This window comes from Pseudomonas sp. BP11-1-1, assembly GCF_052112105.1.
In the GTDB taxonomy this organism is placed as follows: Bacteria; Pseudomonadota; Gammaproteobacteria; order Pseudomonadales; family Pseudomonadaceae; genus Aquipseudomonas; species Aquipseudomonas alvandae.
In genome coordinates this window covers 150,646-166,013 of sequence record NZ_JAUTYU010000007.1, presented here as the reverse complement: position 1 = coordinate 166,013, position 15,368 = coordinate 150,646, and the positions used below count along the sequence as shown (strand labels likewise).

The 15,368-nt window shown below is 60.2% G+C and carries 15 protein-coding genes; 12 read left to right on the top strand and 3 right to left on the bottom strand.

The window, feature by feature from the left end:
* Window positions 1-197: 197 nt before the first annotated feature.
* Both Q7C33_RS16570 and Q7C33_RS16565 read right to left on the bottom strand, forming a co-directional pair.
* Window positions 198-1,439, bottom strand: a complete 1,242-nt coding sequence (locus Q7C33_RS16570) for a CNNM domain-containing protein (RefSeq protein WP_407683797.1) — start codon at window positions 1,437-1,439, stop codon at window positions 198-200.
* A 12-nt stretch (window positions 1,440-1,451) separates the two neighbouring features.
* Window positions 1,452-2,264 (bottom strand): cytochrome C assembly family protein, encoded by an 813-nt coding sequence (locus tag Q7C33_RS16565; protein WP_030139562.1) that lies wholly within the window; start codon window positions 2,262-2,264, stop codon window positions 1,452-1,454.
* Between the two features lie 196 nt (window positions 2,265-2,460).
* Here Q7C33_RS16565 and ffh point away from each other — a divergent pair, with 196 nt between their 5' ends.
* The 11 genes from ffh to Q7C33_RS16510 all read left to right on the top strand — a co-directional run bounded on the left by ffh (window position 2,461) and on the right by Q7C33_RS16510 (window position 12,984).
* The gene (gene ffh / locus Q7C33_RS16560) at window positions 2,461-3,837 is read left to right on the top strand and encodes a signal recognition particle protein (protein ID WP_030139561.1); all 1,377 of its coding nucleotides are present in this window, start codon (window positions 2,461-2,463) and stop codon (window positions 3,835-3,837) included.
* A gap of 251 nt (window positions 3,838-4,088) precedes the next feature.
* Complete coding sequence (rpsP, locus tag Q7C33_RS16555; RefSeq protein ID WP_003198088.1) at window positions 4,089-4,340, top strand: 30S ribosomal protein S16; 252 nt, start codon at window positions 4,089-4,091, stop codon at window positions 4,338-4,340.
* 5 nt (window positions 4,341-4,345) lie between these two features.
* On the top strand, window positions 4,346-4,882 hold the full coding sequence (gene rimM / locus Q7C33_RS16550; protein ID WP_407683796.1) for a ribosome maturation factor RimM: 537 nt from the start codon (window positions 4,346-4,348) through the stop codon (window positions 4,880-4,882).
* Window positions 4,864-5,637, top strand: coding sequence for a tRNA (guanosine(37)-N1)-methyltransferase TrmD (gene trmD, locus Q7C33_RS16545; RefSeq protein WP_187293314.1), 774 nt, complete (start codon window positions 4,864-4,866; stop codon window positions 5,635-5,637). Before rimM ends, trmD begins: the two co-directional genes overlap by 19 nt.
* Before the next feature lie 45 nt (window positions 5,638-5,682).
* Window positions 5,683-6,033 carry a 50S ribosomal protein L19 gene (gene rplS / locus Q7C33_RS16540; protein ID WP_030139558.1) on the top strand — a complete coding sequence of 117 codons (351 nt, stop codon included), beginning with the start codon at window positions 5,683-5,685 and terminating at the stop codon, window positions 6,031-6,033.
* Window positions 6,034-6,164: 131 nt separating this feature from the next.
* Window positions 6,165-7,061: a site-specific tyrosine recombinase XerD gene (gene xerD / locus Q7C33_RS16535; RefSeq protein WP_030139557.1), complete on the top strand. Its 897-nt coding sequence runs from the start codon at window positions 6,165-6,167 to the stop codon at window positions 7,059-7,061.
* Between the two features lie 298 nt (window positions 7,062-7,359).
* Complete coding sequence (locus Q7C33_RS16530) at window positions 7,360-8,091, top strand: DsbC family protein (protein ID WP_030139556.1); 732 nt, start codon at window positions 7,360-7,362, stop codon at window positions 8,089-8,091.
* A gap of 132 nt (window positions 8,092-8,223) precedes the next feature.
* Complete coding sequence (locus Q7C33_RS16525) at window positions 8,224-9,528, top strand: homoserine dehydrogenase (RefSeq protein WP_030139555.1); 1,305 nt, start codon at window positions 8,224-8,226, stop codon at window positions 9,526-9,528.
* Window positions 9,529-9,632: 104 nt separating this feature from the next.
* Window positions 9,633-11,042, top strand: a complete 1,410-nt coding sequence (gene thrC, locus Q7C33_RS16520) for a threonine synthase (protein ID WP_198796310.1) — start codon at window positions 9,633-9,635, stop codon at window positions 11,040-11,042.
* A gap of 120 nt (window positions 11,043-11,162) precedes the next feature.
* Window positions 11,163-12,533 (top strand): transporter substrate-binding domain-containing protein, encoded by a 1,371-nt coding sequence (locus tag Q7C33_RS16515; RefSeq protein WP_407683795.1) that lies wholly within the window; start codon window positions 11,163-11,165, stop codon window positions 12,531-12,533.
* 163 nt (window positions 12,534-12,696) lie between these two features.
* Window positions 12,697-12,984 (top strand): DUF3509 domain-containing protein, encoded by a 288-nt coding sequence (locus Q7C33_RS16510; RefSeq protein WP_407683794.1) that lies wholly within the window; start codon window positions 12,697-12,699, stop codon window positions 12,982-12,984.
* A 344-nt stretch (window positions 12,985-13,328) separates the two neighbouring features.
* Here Q7C33_RS16510 and Q7C33_RS16505 read toward each other — a convergent pair whose 3' ends face one another.
* On the bottom strand, window positions 13,329-14,528 hold the full coding sequence (locus Q7C33_RS16505; protein WP_407683793.1) for a CaiB/BaiF CoA transferase family protein: 1,200 nt from the start codon (window positions 14,526-14,528) through the stop codon (window positions 13,329-13,331).
* 148 nt (window positions 14,529-14,676) lie between these two features.
* Here Q7C33_RS16505 and Q7C33_RS16500 point away from each other — a divergent pair, with 148 nt between their 5' ends.
* Window positions 14,677-15,219 (top strand): YaeQ family protein, encoded by a 543-nt coding sequence (locus Q7C33_RS16500; RefSeq protein WP_030139550.1) that lies wholly within the window; start codon window positions 14,677-14,679, stop codon window positions 15,217-15,219.
* The last annotated feature ends 149 nt before the right edge of the window (window positions 15,220-15,368 follow it).

The window sequence follows — 15,368 nt, the reverse complement described above, 5'->3', positions numbered from 1 at the left end:
AGCCCGCGCACAATATCAGTGTCGACGATGAGCTTTTTGTGGCGAGGGGATTTATCCCCGCTGGACTGCGAAGCAGTCCCAAATGCACTCAATCAATTTGCCTGGCACACCGAGTTGTTGGGTTCTAGGGCTGCTGTGCAGCCCAGCGGGGATAAATCCCCTCGCCACGACGGTGTTTTACCTTGAACTGTTGGGATTCAGGAAAAAGTCGGCACCGTACTGTTATGCCACACCAGCACCTGGCTGACGCGGTTGTCGACGGTTTCGATGATTTCAAGTCGATAGCGGCCGATCTTCAGGCACACCGGGCTTTCCGGGATGGTCTCCAACGCTTCGGTCACCAAGCCGTTGAGGGTCTTGGGACCGTCGCAGGGCAGGTGCCAGCCGAGGGTCTTGTTCAGTTCGCGGATCGATGCCGCGCCATCGATCATCAAGCGCCCATCGGGTTGAGGATGGACATGCGGGTTGTCGAGGCTGTGCTCGCTTTCGAACTCGCCGACGATTTCTTCGAGAATGTCCTCCAGGGTCACGATGCCCAGCACCTCGCCATACTCGTCCACCACCATGCCCAGGCGCCGCTGCTGTTTGTGGAAGTTGAGCAACTGCAATTGCAGCGGTGTGCTTTCAGGCACGAAGTACGGCTCGTGGCAGGCGGCGAGCAGCGCCTCCTGGGTCAGGCTCGCATCCGCCAGCATATGACGGATCTGCCGGGTGTTGAGCACTGCTTCGACCTGGTTGATGTCGCTGTGGAACACCGGCAGCCGGGTTCGCCGGTTCAGGCGCAACTGCTCGATGATCTCGCCGATGGGGTCGTCCAGGTTGATCCCGTCCACCTCGCTGCGGGGCACGAGGATGTCGTTGACCGTGATGTTGTCCAGCGCATGGATGCCGGAAATCGGGTGTACCCGACCGTTGCCCTGCTCCTGTTCCTGTTCGGCGCGGGGCGTTGCGGGTGGTTCATCGTCGCTTTGCTGGACTGCGCGGGCCTTGCGAGCAAAGGGGCGTAGCAGCAATTGGCTGAGGCCATTGAGCAGCCAGGCGGCTGGGTAGAGAATTTTCAGTGGTACGCCGAGCAACGTGTTGCCCAAGCCCAATACGGCATCGGGAAAACGGCTCGCCAAGGTGCGAGGCAGGTAATCGGCGAACACCAGCAGGGCCGCACTGGTGCCGAGCCAGGCCAGCCAGGGGCCGTTTTCCAGCCAGGTGAAGAGTGCCAGCAACGTGGCGATGACCACGGCCAGGGTACGGCAGAAGGTATTGCACAGGATCAGGCTGGCCAAGGGGAAGCTCAGGCGCGCCAGCGGTCTGTCACTGGCGCGCGAGGCGCGGCGTTGCGCCAGCAAGTGTTGCTGGGCAGCTTCGATGGCCGTGAACAGGGCCGACCAGAGGATCAGCACGACCATTACCGCAAACATGGGCCCTACGGGCAGGCTCTCCATCAGGCTCGTCCGTCAGATATGCAGGATATATTCGCGGACCAACTTGCTGCCGAAGTACGCCAGCATCAGCAGGCAGAACCCCGCCAGTGTCCAGCGAATCGCCTTGTGGCCACGCCAGCCGAGACGGTTGCGGCCCCACAGCAGCACGCTGAACACCACCCACGCCAGGCATGCCAGCAAGGTCTTGTGCACAAGGTGTTGGGCGAACAGGTTCTCGACGAACAGCCAGCCGGAGATCAGCGACAGCGACAGCAGGGTCCAGCCGGCCCAGAGGAAGCCGAACAGCAGGCTTTCCATGGTTTGCAGCGGAGGGAAATTGCGGATCAGCCCGGACGGGTGCTTGTGCTTGAGTTGATGGTCCTGCACCAGCAGGAGCAGCGCCTGGAATACCGCGATGGTAAACAGGCCGTAGGCGAGGATCGACAGCAGGATATGGGCGAGGATGCCCGGCTCTTCATCGATGATCTGTACCGTGCCCGATGGCGCGAACTGCGCCAGCAGCACTGTGGCCAGCCCCAGCGGGAACAACAGCACCAGCAGGTTTTCCACGGGTATGCGCGAGCAGGCCAGCAGCGTCAGGGCGATCACCGCGACGGCAATCAGGCTGGCGGCGTTGAAGAAGTCCAGGCCCAGGCCGATCGGCGTCATCAAGTGGGTAAAAAGGCTGGCCGCATGGCCGAGCACCGCCAGCACGCCAAGCGTGACCAGCAGGCGTTTGTTCGCCTTGGCGCCGGAGGCCAGGCGGGTGCCTTGATAGAGGGTCGCAGCGGCGTACAGGCAGGCGGCGGCGAGGGAAGCAAGCAAACTGGGTGACAAGGGGAGCATAAGTCCTGTTAGGCAAGCCCGAAAGGCGCTGAGTTTGGCATAGAACCCCCTCCGCACGAAAGACCACTGCAAGGTGTACGCGGCACGCTTCTTCGCTATAATCCGCGACCTGCCCACGCCGCAGGCTCGCCGAGCACATATTTCACGGTCTGGGCCGCCATTATCCCGGTCATATCTGGGCCTGAAAGGATCGCGCATGTTTGAAAACCTAACCGACCGTCTCTCACAGACGCTGCGCCATGTCACCGGCAAGGCGAAACTGACCGAGGACAACATCAAAGACACCCTGCGCGAAGTGCGCATGGCGTTGCTCGAAGCCGACGTCGCCCTGCCGGTGGTCAAGGACTTCGTCAATTCGGTCAAGGAACGCGCCGTCGGCACCGAAGTGTCGCGCAGCCTGACGCCGGGCCAGGCCTTCGTGAAGATCGTCCAGGCCGAGCTCGAAAGCCTGATGGGCGCCGCCAACGAAGACCTGAACCTGAGCGCCGTACCGCCAGCGGTAGTGCTGATGGCCGGTCTCCAGGGCGCGGGCAAGACCACCACGGCTGGCAAACTGGCGCGCTTCCTTAAAGAGCGCAAGAAAAAATCGGTAATGGTGGTGTCCGCGGACATCTACCGTCCGGCGGCAATCAAGCAGCTGGAAACCCTGGCCAACGATATCGGCGTGACGTTCTTCCCGTCCGACCTGAGCCAGAAGCCGGTGGACATCGCCCAGGCGGCTATAAAGGAAGCGAAGCTCAAGTTCATCGACGTGGTCATCGTCGATACCGCCGGTCGCCTGCACATCGATGAAGAGATGATGGGCGAGATCAAGGCGCTGCATGCCGCGATCAACCCGGTAGAAACCCTGTTTGTCGTCGATGCCATGACCGGCCAGGACGCGGCCAACACCGCCAAGGCCTTCGGTGATGCACTGCCGCTGACCGGCGTGATCCTGACCAAGGTCGACGGCGACGCCCGTGGCGGTGCCGCGCTGTCGGTACGCGCCATCACCGGCAAGCCGATCAAGTTCATCGGCATGGGCGAGAAGAGCGAAGCGCTCGAGCCGTTCCACCCCGAGCGTATCGCTTCGCGCATCCTCGGCATGGGCGACGTGCTCAGCCTGATCGAACAGGCGGAAGCGACACTCGACAAGGACAAGGCCGACAAACTGGCCAAGAAGCTGAAGAAGGGCAAGGGCTTCGACCTCGAGGACTTCCGCGACCAGCTGCAGCAAATGAAGAACATGGGCGGCCTCGGCGGCCTCATGGACAAACTGCCGAACATCGGTGGCGTAAACCTGGCGCAGATGGGCAATGCCCAGGGCGCGGCGGAAAAACAATTCAAGCAGATGGAAGCCATCATCAACTCCATGACCCCGGCCGAGCGCCGCGACCCTGAGCTGATCAGCGGTTCGCGCAAGCGCCGTATCGCCATGGGTTCCGGCACCCAGGTGCAGGACATCGGTCGCTTGATCAAGCAGCACAAGCAGATGCAGAAGATGATGAAGAAGTTCTCCGCCAAGGGCGGGATGGCCAAGATGATGCGCGGCATGGGCGGTATGTTGCCCGGCGGCGGCATGCCGAAAATGTAAAGAATCTGCGCCGGCTGTCATGTCGGCGTTGCCCCGCACGGATGCGGGGATCTCCAGCAAACCCGCGCCAGGCGGGAGCTGACCTGCCGTTTTTAATGACGGCTTCATGGCAGATCTTGATTGCGCGGCACCAGGCGCCGGAAAAAGTCATTTGCAAAAGTCCGGATATTCCTTAGAATATGCGGCCTTTCGGGCACCTATGCCCGCTGTGCATTTAGATTTGCAGCACCGACTACAGGAACGATGTTCACATGCTAACAATCCGTCTTGCCCTTGGCGGCTCCAAAAAGCGCCCGTTTTACCACCTGACCGTAACCGACAGCCGCAATCCGCGTGACGGTTCCCACAAGGAGCAGGTTGGTTTCTTCAACCCTGTTGCCCGTGGTCAGGAAGTTCGTTTGTCCGTGAACCAAGAGCGCGTAGCCTACTGGCTGAGCGTTGGTGCACAACCTTCTGAGCGCGTTGCTCAGTTGTTGAAGGAATCGGCTAAGGCCGCGGCCTGAGCAATATGAACGCGACGCCAAAAGATGCCGGTGATTTGATCGTTGTCGGCAAGATCTACTCTGTACATGGCGTTCGCGGCGAAGTGAAGGTGTATTCCTTTACTGATCCGATCAAGAACCTGTTGGACTACAAAACCTGGACGCTCAAGCGCGAAGGTAGCGTGAAACAGGTGGAGCTGGTCAGCGGACGCGGGAACGACAAGTTCCTGGTCGCAAAGCTCAAGGATCTCGATGATCGTGAAGAAGCACGTCTTCTGGCCGGTTATGAGATCTGTGTGCCGCGCAACCTGTTCCCTGAACTGACCGACGGCGAGTACTACTGGTACCAGCTGGTGGGTCTGAAGGTCATCGACCACCTCGGGCAATTGCTCGGGAAGATCGATCACCTGCTCGAGACCGGTTCGAACGATGTCATGGTGGTCAAGCCTTGCGTCGGCAGCATGGATGATCGCGAACGCCTGTTGCCCTATACCGAGCAATGCGTGTTGGCAGTCGACCTTGAAGCAGGCGAGATGAAGGTGGAATGGGATGCGGATTTCTAAACGTGGCTAATTTGCGCGTTGAAGTCATCACGCTGTTTCCCGAGATGTTTTCCGCCATCAGCGAATACGGCATAACCAGCCGCGCGGTGAAACAGGAGCTGTTGCAGCTCACCTGTTGGAATCCGCGAGACTACACCACGGATCGGCATCACACTGTGGACGATCGCCCGTTTGGCGGTGGTCCGGGCATGGTGATGAAGATCAAGCCCCTGGAAGATGCACTGGTTCAGGCCAAGGCAGCAGCCGGGGAGGCGGCGAAGGTAATTTACCTGTCGCCCCAAGGCCGTCAGCTGACTCAGTCGGCGGTACGCGAGCTGGCGAATTCGGATGCATTGATCCTGATTGCCGGCCGTTATGAAGGCATTGACGAGCGTTTCATTGAAGCTCATGTCGATGAAGAGTGGTCGATTGGCGACTATGTATTGTCTGGCGGCGAGCTGCCGGCGATGGTCCTGATCGATGCGGTTACACGACTGCTGCCTGGAGCTTTAGGGCATGCGGATTCCGCCGAGGAAGATTCCTTTACGGATGGTCTGCTGGATTGCCCGCACTACACCCGACCGGAGGTGTATGCGGATCAGCGTGTTCCCGACGTGTTGCTGAGTGGCAACCACGCGCACATCCGGCGTTGGCGTTTACAGCAGTCCCTTGGTCGGACCTATGAACGACGCGCCGATCTTCTGGAAAGCCGCTCGCTTTCTGGAGAAGAGAAGAAGCTGCTCGAGGAATACATCCGCGAGCGGGACGATAGTTAACAACGTATCGATGGTAAGTCCGATGACTTGCCTTAGGAGCACAGCATGACTAACAAAATCATCCTTGCACTCGAAGCAGAGCAGATGACCAAAGAGATCCCTACCTTTGCCCCGGGCGACACCATTGTCGTTCAGGTGAAAGTGAAGGAAGGCGACCGTGCGCGTCTGCAAGCGTTCGAAGGTGTTGTTATCGCCAAGCGTAACCGCGGCGTAAACAGTGCATTCACCGTTCGTAAAATCTCCAACGGTGTTGGCGTAGAGCGTACTTTCCAGACCTACAGCCCGCAAATCGACAGCATGGCTGTCAAGCGTCGCGGTGACGTACGTAAAGCCAAGCTGTACTACCTGCGTGACCTGTCGGGTAAAGCAGCTCGCATCAAGGAAAAACTGGCTTAAGTCCAGCTTCCGATGCAAAAAAAGCAGCCTGCGGGCTGCTTTTTTGTTGCCTGCGATTTGTGCTTTGAGCACTCTGCATAGCTTTATGGCCCTTTCGACACCGTGTGTGCCCGTATCCTTCAAGAGTTTTTATGCCCGCCATCGATCATCCGCTCATAGACCAGTTTCTCGACGCCCTGTGGCTGGAAAAAGGGCTTTCCGATAACACCCGCGGCGCCTATCGCAGCGACCTGGCCCTGTTCAACGGCTGGTTGCAGGAAAAGAACCTGGAGTTGGTAAACGCCGGGCGGGAACTGATCCTCGATCATCTGGCGTGGCGCTTGGAGCAGAACTACAAACCGCGCTCCACTGCCCGATTTCTTTCCGGTTTGCGTGGGTTTTATCGCTATTTGCTGAGAGAAAAGTTGATCGCGGTGGACCCGACCTTGCGCGTGGAAATGCCGCAGCTGGGGCGTCCGCTGCCCAAATCCTTGTCGGAGGCAGATGTGGAAGCATTGCTGGCGGCCCCCGACCTCAGCGACCCCATCGGCCAGCGTGATCGGGCCATGCTGGAAGTCCTGTATGCCTGTGGCCTGCGCGTCACTGAGTTGATCAGCCTGACGCTCGAACAGGTGAACCTGCGCCAGGGCGTGCTGCGGGTGATGGGCAAGGGCAGCAAGGAACGCCTGGTGCCGATGGGCGAGGAGGCGATCGTCTGGGTTGAGCGTTACATGCGCGATGCCCGTCATGATCTGCTGGGCGGGCGTCCCAGCGACGTGCTGTTTCCCAGCTTGCGCGGCGAGCAGATGACCCGCCAGACCTTCTGGCACCGCATCAAGCACCAGGCCAAGGTAGCCGGGATCAATAAATCGCTTTCCCCGCACACCTTGCGGCATGCCTTCGCCACGCACCTGCTCAATCACGGCGCCGACTTGCGAGTGGTGCAGATGCTGCTGGGGCACAGCGATCTATCCACAACCCAGATCTACACCCATGTGGCCCGGGCGCGGTTGCAGGACTTGCATGCCAAGCACCATCCCCGGGGCTGAGCCTGCCGCGATGTTGTCAATGCTGACGCCATCGCGAGCAAGCTCGCTCCCACAGGGATCCGTGTTGGGCGCGCGATCCCGGCCTGGCACCGATCAAAGTGTGGGAGCGAGCTTGCTCGCGATAGCTGTGTGTCAGCCGCCATCAATTCTGTATGTGACTACAAAACGTCGTGTGTCAGCGGCATTCGGCCACGCCACCCTTATGTGGTAGGCTTTCCCGGTTTGCACAGTGGGCGGCTGGAACCCGAATCTGCGGGTCGGCGTTTCCTCGTCCCATTTGTTCGCCTCAGGAGTCCCCATGCGTTTGATCCAGATGTTCACCGCCGCCGCCATTGCGCTGGCCAGTACCTTTGCCATCGCCGATGACGCGGCCGACCAGGCCATCCGTAAGAGCCTGGCCAACCTTGAGCTCGAAGTGCCTATCGAAGCCATTACCGCCAGCCCGATGTCCGGCCTGTATGAAGTCAAGCTCAAGGGCAGCCGTGTGCTGTACGCCAGTGCCGACGGCCAGTACATCGTCCAGGGCAACTTGTTCGCACTCAAGGACGGCAAGCCGGTCAATCTCACCGAGATCACCGAGCGCCAGGGCATCTCCAAGCTGATCAACGGCATCCCGGTTGCCGAGACCGTGGTCTACCCGGCGATCGGCGAGACCAAGTCGCACATCACCGTATTCACCGACACCACTTGCCCGTATTGCCACAAGCTGCACGCTGAAGTGCCGGAGCTGAACAAGCGCGGTATCGAAGTGCGCTACGTGGCGTTCCCGCGCCAGGGCCTGGGTTCGCCGGGTGACGAGCAGCTGCAGGCGGTCTGGTGCTCCAAGGACAAGAAGGCGGCCATGGACAAGATGGTCGACGGCAAGGAAATCAAGGCCGCCAAGTGCGAGAACCCGGTTTCCAAGCAGTTCGCCCTCGGCCAGTCCATCGGCGTGAACGGCACGCCGGCTATCGTTTTGGCGGACGGCCAAGTGATTCCGGGCTATCAGCCGGCGCCGCAAGTCGCCAAACTGGCCCTGAGCGCAAAATGACCAGGGTCGATCCGCTTTTGAAGATCACGGCTCGGCGAAAACCTTCGTCGGGCCGTTAAACACAAAGTCGCGTTGCTGCGCGGCTGTATTTCACGGCCGACCTTGCGTCGGCCGTTTCATGGGGAGTCAAGAGTGAATCCGGTCAAAGTAGGCATCTGTGGGTTAGGTACCGTCGGTGGCGGCACCTTCAACGTACTTCAGCGCAACGCCGAGGAAATTGCTCGTCGTGCCGGGCGTGGAATCGAAGTGGCACAAATTGCCATGCGCACGCCAAAGCCTCAGTTCCAGACGACCGGTATTGCGATTACCAACGATGTCTTCGAAGTGGCCACGAACCCTGAGATCGACATCGTGATAGAGCTGATGGGCGGCTATACCGTTGCCCGAGAGCTGGTACTCAAGGCCATCGAGAATGGCAAGCATGTGGTCACCGCGAACAAGGCGCTCATCGCCGTTCACGGTAATGAGATTTTCGCCAAGGCACGCGAGAAAGGCGTGATCGTGGCGTTCGAAGCCGCCGTGGCCGGGGGTATCCCGGTGATCAAGGCGATTCGCGAAGGCCTCTCGGCCAACCGCATCAACTGGGTTGCGGGGATCATCAACGGCACCGGCAACTTCATCCTCACCGAGATGCGCGAAAAAGGCCGCACCTTCGAGGATGTACTCACCGAAGCCCAGGCCCTGGGTTACGCCGAGGCCGATCCGACCTTCGACGTGGAAGGCATCGACGCAGCGCACAAGCTGACGATCCTGGCTTCCATCGCCTTTGGCATCCCGCTGCAATTCGACAAGGCCTACACCGAAGGCATCACCAAGCTGACCACCGCCGACGTGAACTATGCCGAAGCCCTCGGCTACCGCATCAAGCACCTGGGCGTGGCGCGCAGCACTGCCAGCGGCATCGAATTGCGGGTGCACCCGACGCTGATCCCGGCGGATCGCCTGATCGCCAACGTCAACGGCGTGATGAACGCGGTGATGGTCAACGGCGATGCCTCCGGCTCGACGCTGTTCTATGGCGCCGGCGCCGGCATGGAGCCAACAGCGTCCTCGGTGATCGCCGACCTGGTGGATGTGGTTCGCGCCATGACCTCGGACCCGGAAAACCGCGTGCCGCACCTGGCCTTCCAGCCGGATTCGCTGTCGGCCCATCCGATTCTTCCGATCGACGCCTGCGAAAGCGCCTACTACTTGCGCATCCAGGCCAAGGATCACCCGGGCGTATTAGCCCAGGTGGCGAGCATCCTTTCGGAGCGTGGCATCAACATCGAATCGATCATGCAGAAGGAAGTCGAGGAGCACGACGGCCTGGTGCCGATGATCCTGCTGACCCACCGTGTGGTCGAGCAGCGCATCAACGACGCCATTGCCGCGTTGGAGGCCCTGCAAGGCGTCGTTGGCCCAGTGGTCCGTATCCGCGTCGAACATTTGAACTAATTTAGCGGCAAGCTCTAAGCTGCACGCTACAAGTAAAAGCCGACCCGCTTTTCACTTGTAGCTTGTAGCTTGAGGCTCGCAGCTCAAACCGAAGGTTTGCCCCTATGCGCTATATCAGCACCCGCGGCCAGGCACCGGCCCTGAATTTCGAAGATGTCCTGCTGGCCGGCCTGGCCACGGATGGCGGTCTCTATGTGCCGGAGAACCTGCCGCGTTTCACCCAGGAAGAAATCGCCTCCTGGGCCGGCCTGCCGTATCACGAGCTGGCCTTCCGCGTGATGCGCCCGTTTGTTGCCGGCAGCATTCCGGACGCCGATTTCAAGAAGATCCTCGAAGAGACCTATGGCGTCTTTTCCCACAATGCCATTGCCCCGTTGCGTCAGCTCAACGGTAACGAATGGGTCTTGGAGTTGTTCCACGGTCCGACCCTCGCGTTCAAGGATTTCGCCTTGCAACTGCTCGGTCGCCTGCTGGACTACGTGCTGCAGAAACGTGGCGAGCGCGTGGTGATTGTCGGTGCAACTTCCGGCGACACCGGTTCGGCCGCCATCGAAGGCTGCAAGCATTGCGAGAACGTCGACATCTTCATCCTGCACCCGCACAACCGCGTCTCGGAAGTGCAGCGCCGGCAGATGACGACCATCTTCGGCGAAAACATCCATAACATCGCCATCGAAGGCAATTTCGATGACTGCCAGGAAATGGTCAAGGCGAGCTTCGCCGACCAGAGTTTCCTCAAGGGCACGCGGCTGGTGGCGGTGAACTCGATCAACTGGGCGCGGATCATGGCCCAGATCGTCTATTACTTCCACGCGGCCCTGCAATTGGGCGGCCCGGCCCGTTCGGTATCGTTCTCGGTGCCGACCGGTAACTTCGGCGATATCTTCGCTGGCTACCTGGCGCGCAACATGGGCCTGCCGATCAATCAACTGATCGTCGCCACCAACCGCAACGACATCCTGCACCGCTTCATGAGCGGCAACCAGTACGTGAAGGAAACCCTGCACGCCACGCTGTCGCCGTCGATGGACATCATGGTGTCGTCGAACTTCGAACGCCTGTTGTTCGATCTGCATGGTCGCAACGGCGCGGCGATCGCCAGCCTGATGGACAGCTTCCGCCAGGGCGGCGGTTTCAGCGTCGAGGCCGAGCGTTGGACCGAAGCCCGCAAGCTGTTCGATTCCCTGGCCGTGGATGACGCCCAGACCTGCGAGACCATCGCCGAGGTGTTCGGGCAAAGCGGTGAGTTGCTCGACCCACACACCGCTATTGGTGTGAGGGCCGCGCGCGAGTGCCGTCGCAGCCTGGATATCCCGATGGTCATCCTGGGCACTGCTCACCCGGTCAAGTTTCCGGAAGCCGTGGAGAAGGCGGGCGTAGGAAAAGCGCTCGAACTGCCTGCACATCTTTCTGATTTGTTTGAGCGAAACGAGCGTTGCACGGTGTTGCCGAACGACTTGAAAGCCGTGCAGGCCTTTGTCAGTCAGCATGGCAATCGCGGCAAGCCTCTCTGACGGCTCTAACCTGTCACATTTTGAAGCCCGTCTCCTGACGGGCTTTCTTGTTTCTGCATGCCAAACTGGCCGGGTTTTCGCCCTTGGAGGGATGGGCGGGTAATTTCGAAGGAAGTGCAGATGTTGTTCTTTATCCGATGCAAACCAGTGTTGAGCTGGATGATGGGCCTGGTCCTGATGTACTGGACCCAGTGGGGCGGGGCGGCCCAACTGGCGGCCTCCGGCCAACCACCGTTCGAGCCGGGCGGGCGGCTGGCGCTTGATGCCGAGGAGTTGCGGTGGATCAGGGAAAATCCGCGTGTCGTCGTTGCCTCGATGCAGTTCCCGCTGTACCTGTTCAAAGATGAACGCGGGCGATGGAATGGGCTGAACGACGATATTCTGCGGCGTATCGCGCACATGACCGGCCTTGAGTTCGTCCACCGGGAGTCGTTCTCTCCCGATCAATTGATCGTGATGTTGCAAAACGGCGAGGCCGACATGACCACCACCCTGGCGATGAACGACGAGCGCCGGGAGTTCCTGAGTTTCAGCCATGCGTTCGGAGGCTCCGGCTGGGTCTTCGTCGGGCGCAACGGAGCGCCACTGCTGCGTTCGCTGGAGCAGCTCAATGGCAAGGTCCTGGCGTTGCCTGCACGCCACGCGTTGGAAGCGCAGATCAAGCGCGACCATCCGGCCATCGAACTGCGCACGGTCAAGACCTATTGGGAGGCGAGGGCGCTGGTGGAGAGCCGGGAAGCCCATGCCACCATCGAGAATGAAACCGGCGCGCACCTTTATCCCGCAGGTCAGCTACAGGTGGGCAGCAACCTCGAAGGTCGATGGGAGCCCGATTATCTGGCTGTGCGCCAGGACCTGCGACCTTTGCTGGGCATTTTGAACAAGGCGCTGGAAGCATTCCCGGTCGAAGAAATGCGTGCGCTGCGCTCAAAATGGTTGGCAAGTATTGCCCCGCGCCAGGCACCGTCGCTCTGGGCACGTGTCTCCCAGTGGGGCTATTGGTGTGTGGTCGGGGCGGGCGTGTTCGGCCTGTTGTCCCTGCTGTGGAGCCGTCGCCTGCAGGCGCAGATCAATCAGCGTCTCAAGGCCGAGGCGGTACTCAACGACCAGTTGACCTTCCAGCGAGCCCTGATGGATGCCATTCCCGATCCGATCTTCATTCGTGACCTCGAGGGACGGCTGGTCATGTGCAACAGAAGTTACGAGGAACAGTTTTCGACCCGCTTCGAAAAACTGCGAGGGACCCGTTTGACAGACTCTTCGGCCTTTCCATTGGCGACTGCCGAGCTGCTGCATGGTGAACTGATGGAGCAATTGCAAAGCCGCAAGCCGCGATTTGCTGACCGTCAACTGATGTTCAACTGCGGATTACGGGACATCTACCACTGGTCGGTGCCATTTTATGGTGCCGATGGGCAATTGCGAGGGCTCCTGGGTGGGTGGATCGATGTCGGGCGGCGATGGCGGCGCTCGAACCGGTTCCTGGCGTGAGCACGGCGACGGGCAATGGCTGTTGTCTGCCTGTCACATTGGACGCGCATGCTCGTTTGAACAGGTCTCGGAGGTGGCGCTTCGTTGCGCTGGCGAACTTTCCGCCAGGCCCAACGGTCACTTACTGTGCAGTTGTTTTTTCGGACTAATGAAGGGTGATCGAATGGAAAGTATCAGCCTGTTGCTGAATGAAGCCTTGAGCCCGTGCCAGGTCACGCTCACTCCCTCCGGTACAAAGGGCGAGTGCCTGGTGACGCTGAAGAACCGCTCGGGCGCCATCATGGTCGAGCGAGCGTTCAATCAGGCCCAATTGGCCGACAAGCGCCAACTGACTGACGTGGTCGATGGCCTGCATCGTGACGTGATGATTGCCGAAGGCCGCTTGGAGCCTTGCGTGATTGCGGCATTGCGCAATCTGGCGCGCGACAAGGTCATGACCGTCCCGAATTGAGCGACATTTCCTAGGGAACCTTCCTACACCCTGGTGAGTCAGACCTTTTACCAACAAGAGCAAGCATTGTGCTCCGGTGCTTGTCGCTTGTTGTACTGACCTGAATGGTCACGTTTAACCCCGAGTTGTCTCCCCACTTCTCGGGGTTTCTTTTTGCCTGGCGTTCAGGCCTTGGCGCGGCCACTCGACCGCGCTGAATCTGGGTGGGAGCGAGCTTGCTCGCGATGGCGTCGCGTCAGCCAATTCCGACGTCAACGGACACACCGCAATCGCGAGCAAGCTCGCTCCCACAATGGATCTATGGCGAATTCGAGATTTTTGTTCACAGCAGATCCACGGTCGCATCAAACAGCACCATCGGACCGCAGTCTGGCGATCCGCTGCGCATCGTAGCCAAGCTCACCGAGTACCTGCGCGTTGTGCTCGCCCAACGCCGGTCCGACCCATTCGGACGTGCCAGGTGTTTCCGAGAGCTTCGGGATGATCCCGGGCATCTTGAACGCCTTGCCGTCCGGCAGCTTGGCCTGCAGGAACATTTCCCGGGCGAGAAATTGCGGGTCGCTGAACATGTCTTCGGCACTGAAAATCCGACTGGCCGGCACTCCGGCCTGGTTCAGCTGTTCGATGACAGCCTCCAGCGGCAGTGAGTTGACCCAACGATCGATCACGCCGTAGAGCTCGTCGCGGCGACTGTCGCGTCCATCATTGCTGGCCAGTTGCGGGTCGTTGGCCAGGTCGTCACGGCCGATGATTTGCATGAAGCGCTTGAAGATCGCATCACCGTTGGCGCCGATCTGTACATGCTTGCCGTCGGCGCTGGTATGGATGGACGATGGGGTGATGCCGGGCATGATGTTGCCGGTGCGTTCGCGAATGAAACCGAACACATCGAATTCCGGCACCATGCTTTCCATCATGGCGAATATCGCTTCATACAGCGCCACGTCCACTACTTGTCCGGTGCCGCCGTTCACCTCGCGATGACGCAAGGCCATCAGCGCGCCGATCACGCCCCAGAGCGCGGCAATGGAGTCGCCGATGGAAATTCCCGTACGCACCGGCGGGCGGTCCTCGAAACCGGTGATGTAGCGCAGGCCGCCCATGGATTCTCCGACGGCGCCAAATCCGGGCTGATCCTTCATCGGCCCGGTCTGACCGAACCCGGAAAGTCGCACCATGACCAGTTTCGGGTTCAGTGCGTGCAACACGTCCCATCCCAGGCCGAGCTTTTCCAGCACGCCGGGACGAAAATTCTCGATCAGGATGTCCGCTTCGCCGATCAACTGTTTCAGGATCGCCAAGCCTTCAGGATGCTTGAGGTTCAGTGTCAGGGACTTTTTGTTGCGCGCCTGGACAAACCACCACAAGGACGTGCCTTCATACAGCTTGCGCCATTTACGCAGCGGATCGCCGCCGTCGGGCGACTCGACCTTGATCACCTCGGCGCCGAATTCACCGCAGATGCGCGAGGCGAAAGGGCCGGCGATCAGGGTGCCGAGTTCGATGACCTTGACGCCGGCAAGGGGTTTGGCAGTAAGCGACATAACGAATCCTTGTAGGACAAAGGCGGAACGAGAACAGCGTTTTATCATAGGCCAAGGTCAGTCGCCGCAGGTTGATGGTCGGCAATTCGTGGATTGTCCGTGTCATCGGTTAGACTTGCCGCCTTTCCTCGTATCAAGAAGCCCGTTCATGGCCCAGCCGTCCACGACCTACAAGTTTGAACTGAACCTCACCGACCTCGACCGCAGTGTGTATGAGAGCGTGAAGCAAACCATCGCCCGTCATCCTTCGGAAACCGAGGAGCGCATGACCGTGCGCCTGCTGGCCTACGCGTTCTGGTACAACGAGCTGCTGTCGTTCGGTCGTGGTCTGTCAGACGTCGATGAACCCGCGTTGTGGGAAAAAAGCCTGGACGACCGAGTGCTGCATTGGATCGAAGTCGGCCAGCCGGACGCCGAGCGCCTGACCTGGTGCTCGCGCCGCACCGAGCGCACCAGCCTGCTGGCCTATGGCAGCCTGCGTGTCTGGGAAGGCAAGGTGATTCCCGCCGTGAAGACGCTGAAGAACGTGAACATCGCCGCCGTGCCCCAGGAAGTCCTCGAAACCCTGGCCCGGGACATGCCCCGGGTCATCAAGTGGGACGTGATGATCAGCGAAGGGACGATTTTCGTGACCGACGACCGTGGCCAGCACGAAGTGCAGCTGCAGTGGTTACTGGGCGAGCGTGGATGATGGGCCATATTGCATAGATTCACCGTGGCGAGGGAGCTTGCTCCCGCTTGGGGGCGCAGCGCCCACAAGAGGAGGGCCGCTGCGCGCTGGAGCGCCAACCCGGCCCAGCGGGAGCAAGCTCCTTCGCCACAAGAATTCCCACTTTAAGA

What these genes read in the sequence shown, in the direction of transcription:
- Q7C33_RS16570 (WP_407683797.1), bottom strand. Translation starts at nt 1,439, where the DNA reads ATGGAGAGCCTGCCCGTAGGGCCCATGTTTGCGGTAATGGTCGTGCTG.
- Q7C33_RS16565 (WP_030139562.1), bottom strand. Translation starts at nt 2,264, where the DNA reads ATGCTCCCCTTGTCACCCAGTTTGCTTGCTTCCCTCGCCGCCGCCTGC.
- ffh (WP_030139561.1), top strand. Translation starts at nt 2,461, where the DNA reads ATGTTTGAAAACCTAACCGACCGTCTCTCACAGACGCTGCGCCATGTC.
- rpsP (WP_003198088.1), top strand. Translation starts at nt 4,089, where the DNA reads ATGCTAACAATCCGTCTTGCCCTTGGCGGCTCCAAAAAGCGCCCGTTT.
- rimM (WP_407683796.1), top strand. Translation starts at nt 4,346, where the DNA reads ATGAACGCGACGCCAAAAGATGCCGGTGATTTGATCGTTGTCGGCAAG.
- trmD (WP_187293314.1), top strand. Translation starts at nt 4,864, where the DNA reads ATGGGATGCGGATTTCTAAACGTGGCTAATTTGCGCGTTGAAGTCATC.
- rplS (WP_030139558.1), top strand. Translation starts at nt 5,683, where the DNA reads ATGACTAACAAAATCATCCTTGCACTCGAAGCAGAGCAGATGACCAAA.
- xerD (WP_030139557.1), top strand. Translation starts at nt 6,165, where the DNA reads ATGCCCGCCATCGATCATCCGCTCATAGACCAGTTTCTCGACGCCCTG.
- Q7C33_RS16530 (WP_030139556.1), top strand. Translation starts at nt 7,360, where the DNA reads ATGCGTTTGATCCAGATGTTCACCGCCGCCGCCATTGCGCTGGCCAGT.
- thrC (WP_198796310.1), top strand. Translation starts at nt 9,633, where the DNA reads ATGCGCTATATCAGCACCCGCGGCCAGGCACCGGCCCTGAATTTCGAA.
- Q7C33_RS16515 (WP_407683795.1), top strand. Translation starts at nt 11,163, where the DNA reads ATGTTGTTCTTTATCCGATGCAAACCAGTGTTGAGCTGGATGATGGGC.
- Q7C33_RS16510 (WP_407683794.1), top strand. Translation starts at nt 12,697, where the DNA reads ATGGAAAGTATCAGCCTGTTGCTGAATGAAGCCTTGAGCCCGTGCCAG.
- Q7C33_RS16505 (WP_407683793.1), bottom strand. Translation starts at nt 14,528, where the DNA reads ATGTCGCTTACTGCCAAACCCCTTGCCGGCGTCAAGGTCATCGAACTC.
- Q7C33_RS16500 (WP_030139550.1), top strand. Translation starts at nt 14,677, where the DNA reads ATGGCCCAGCCGTCCACGACCTACAAGTTTGAACTGAACCTCACCGAC.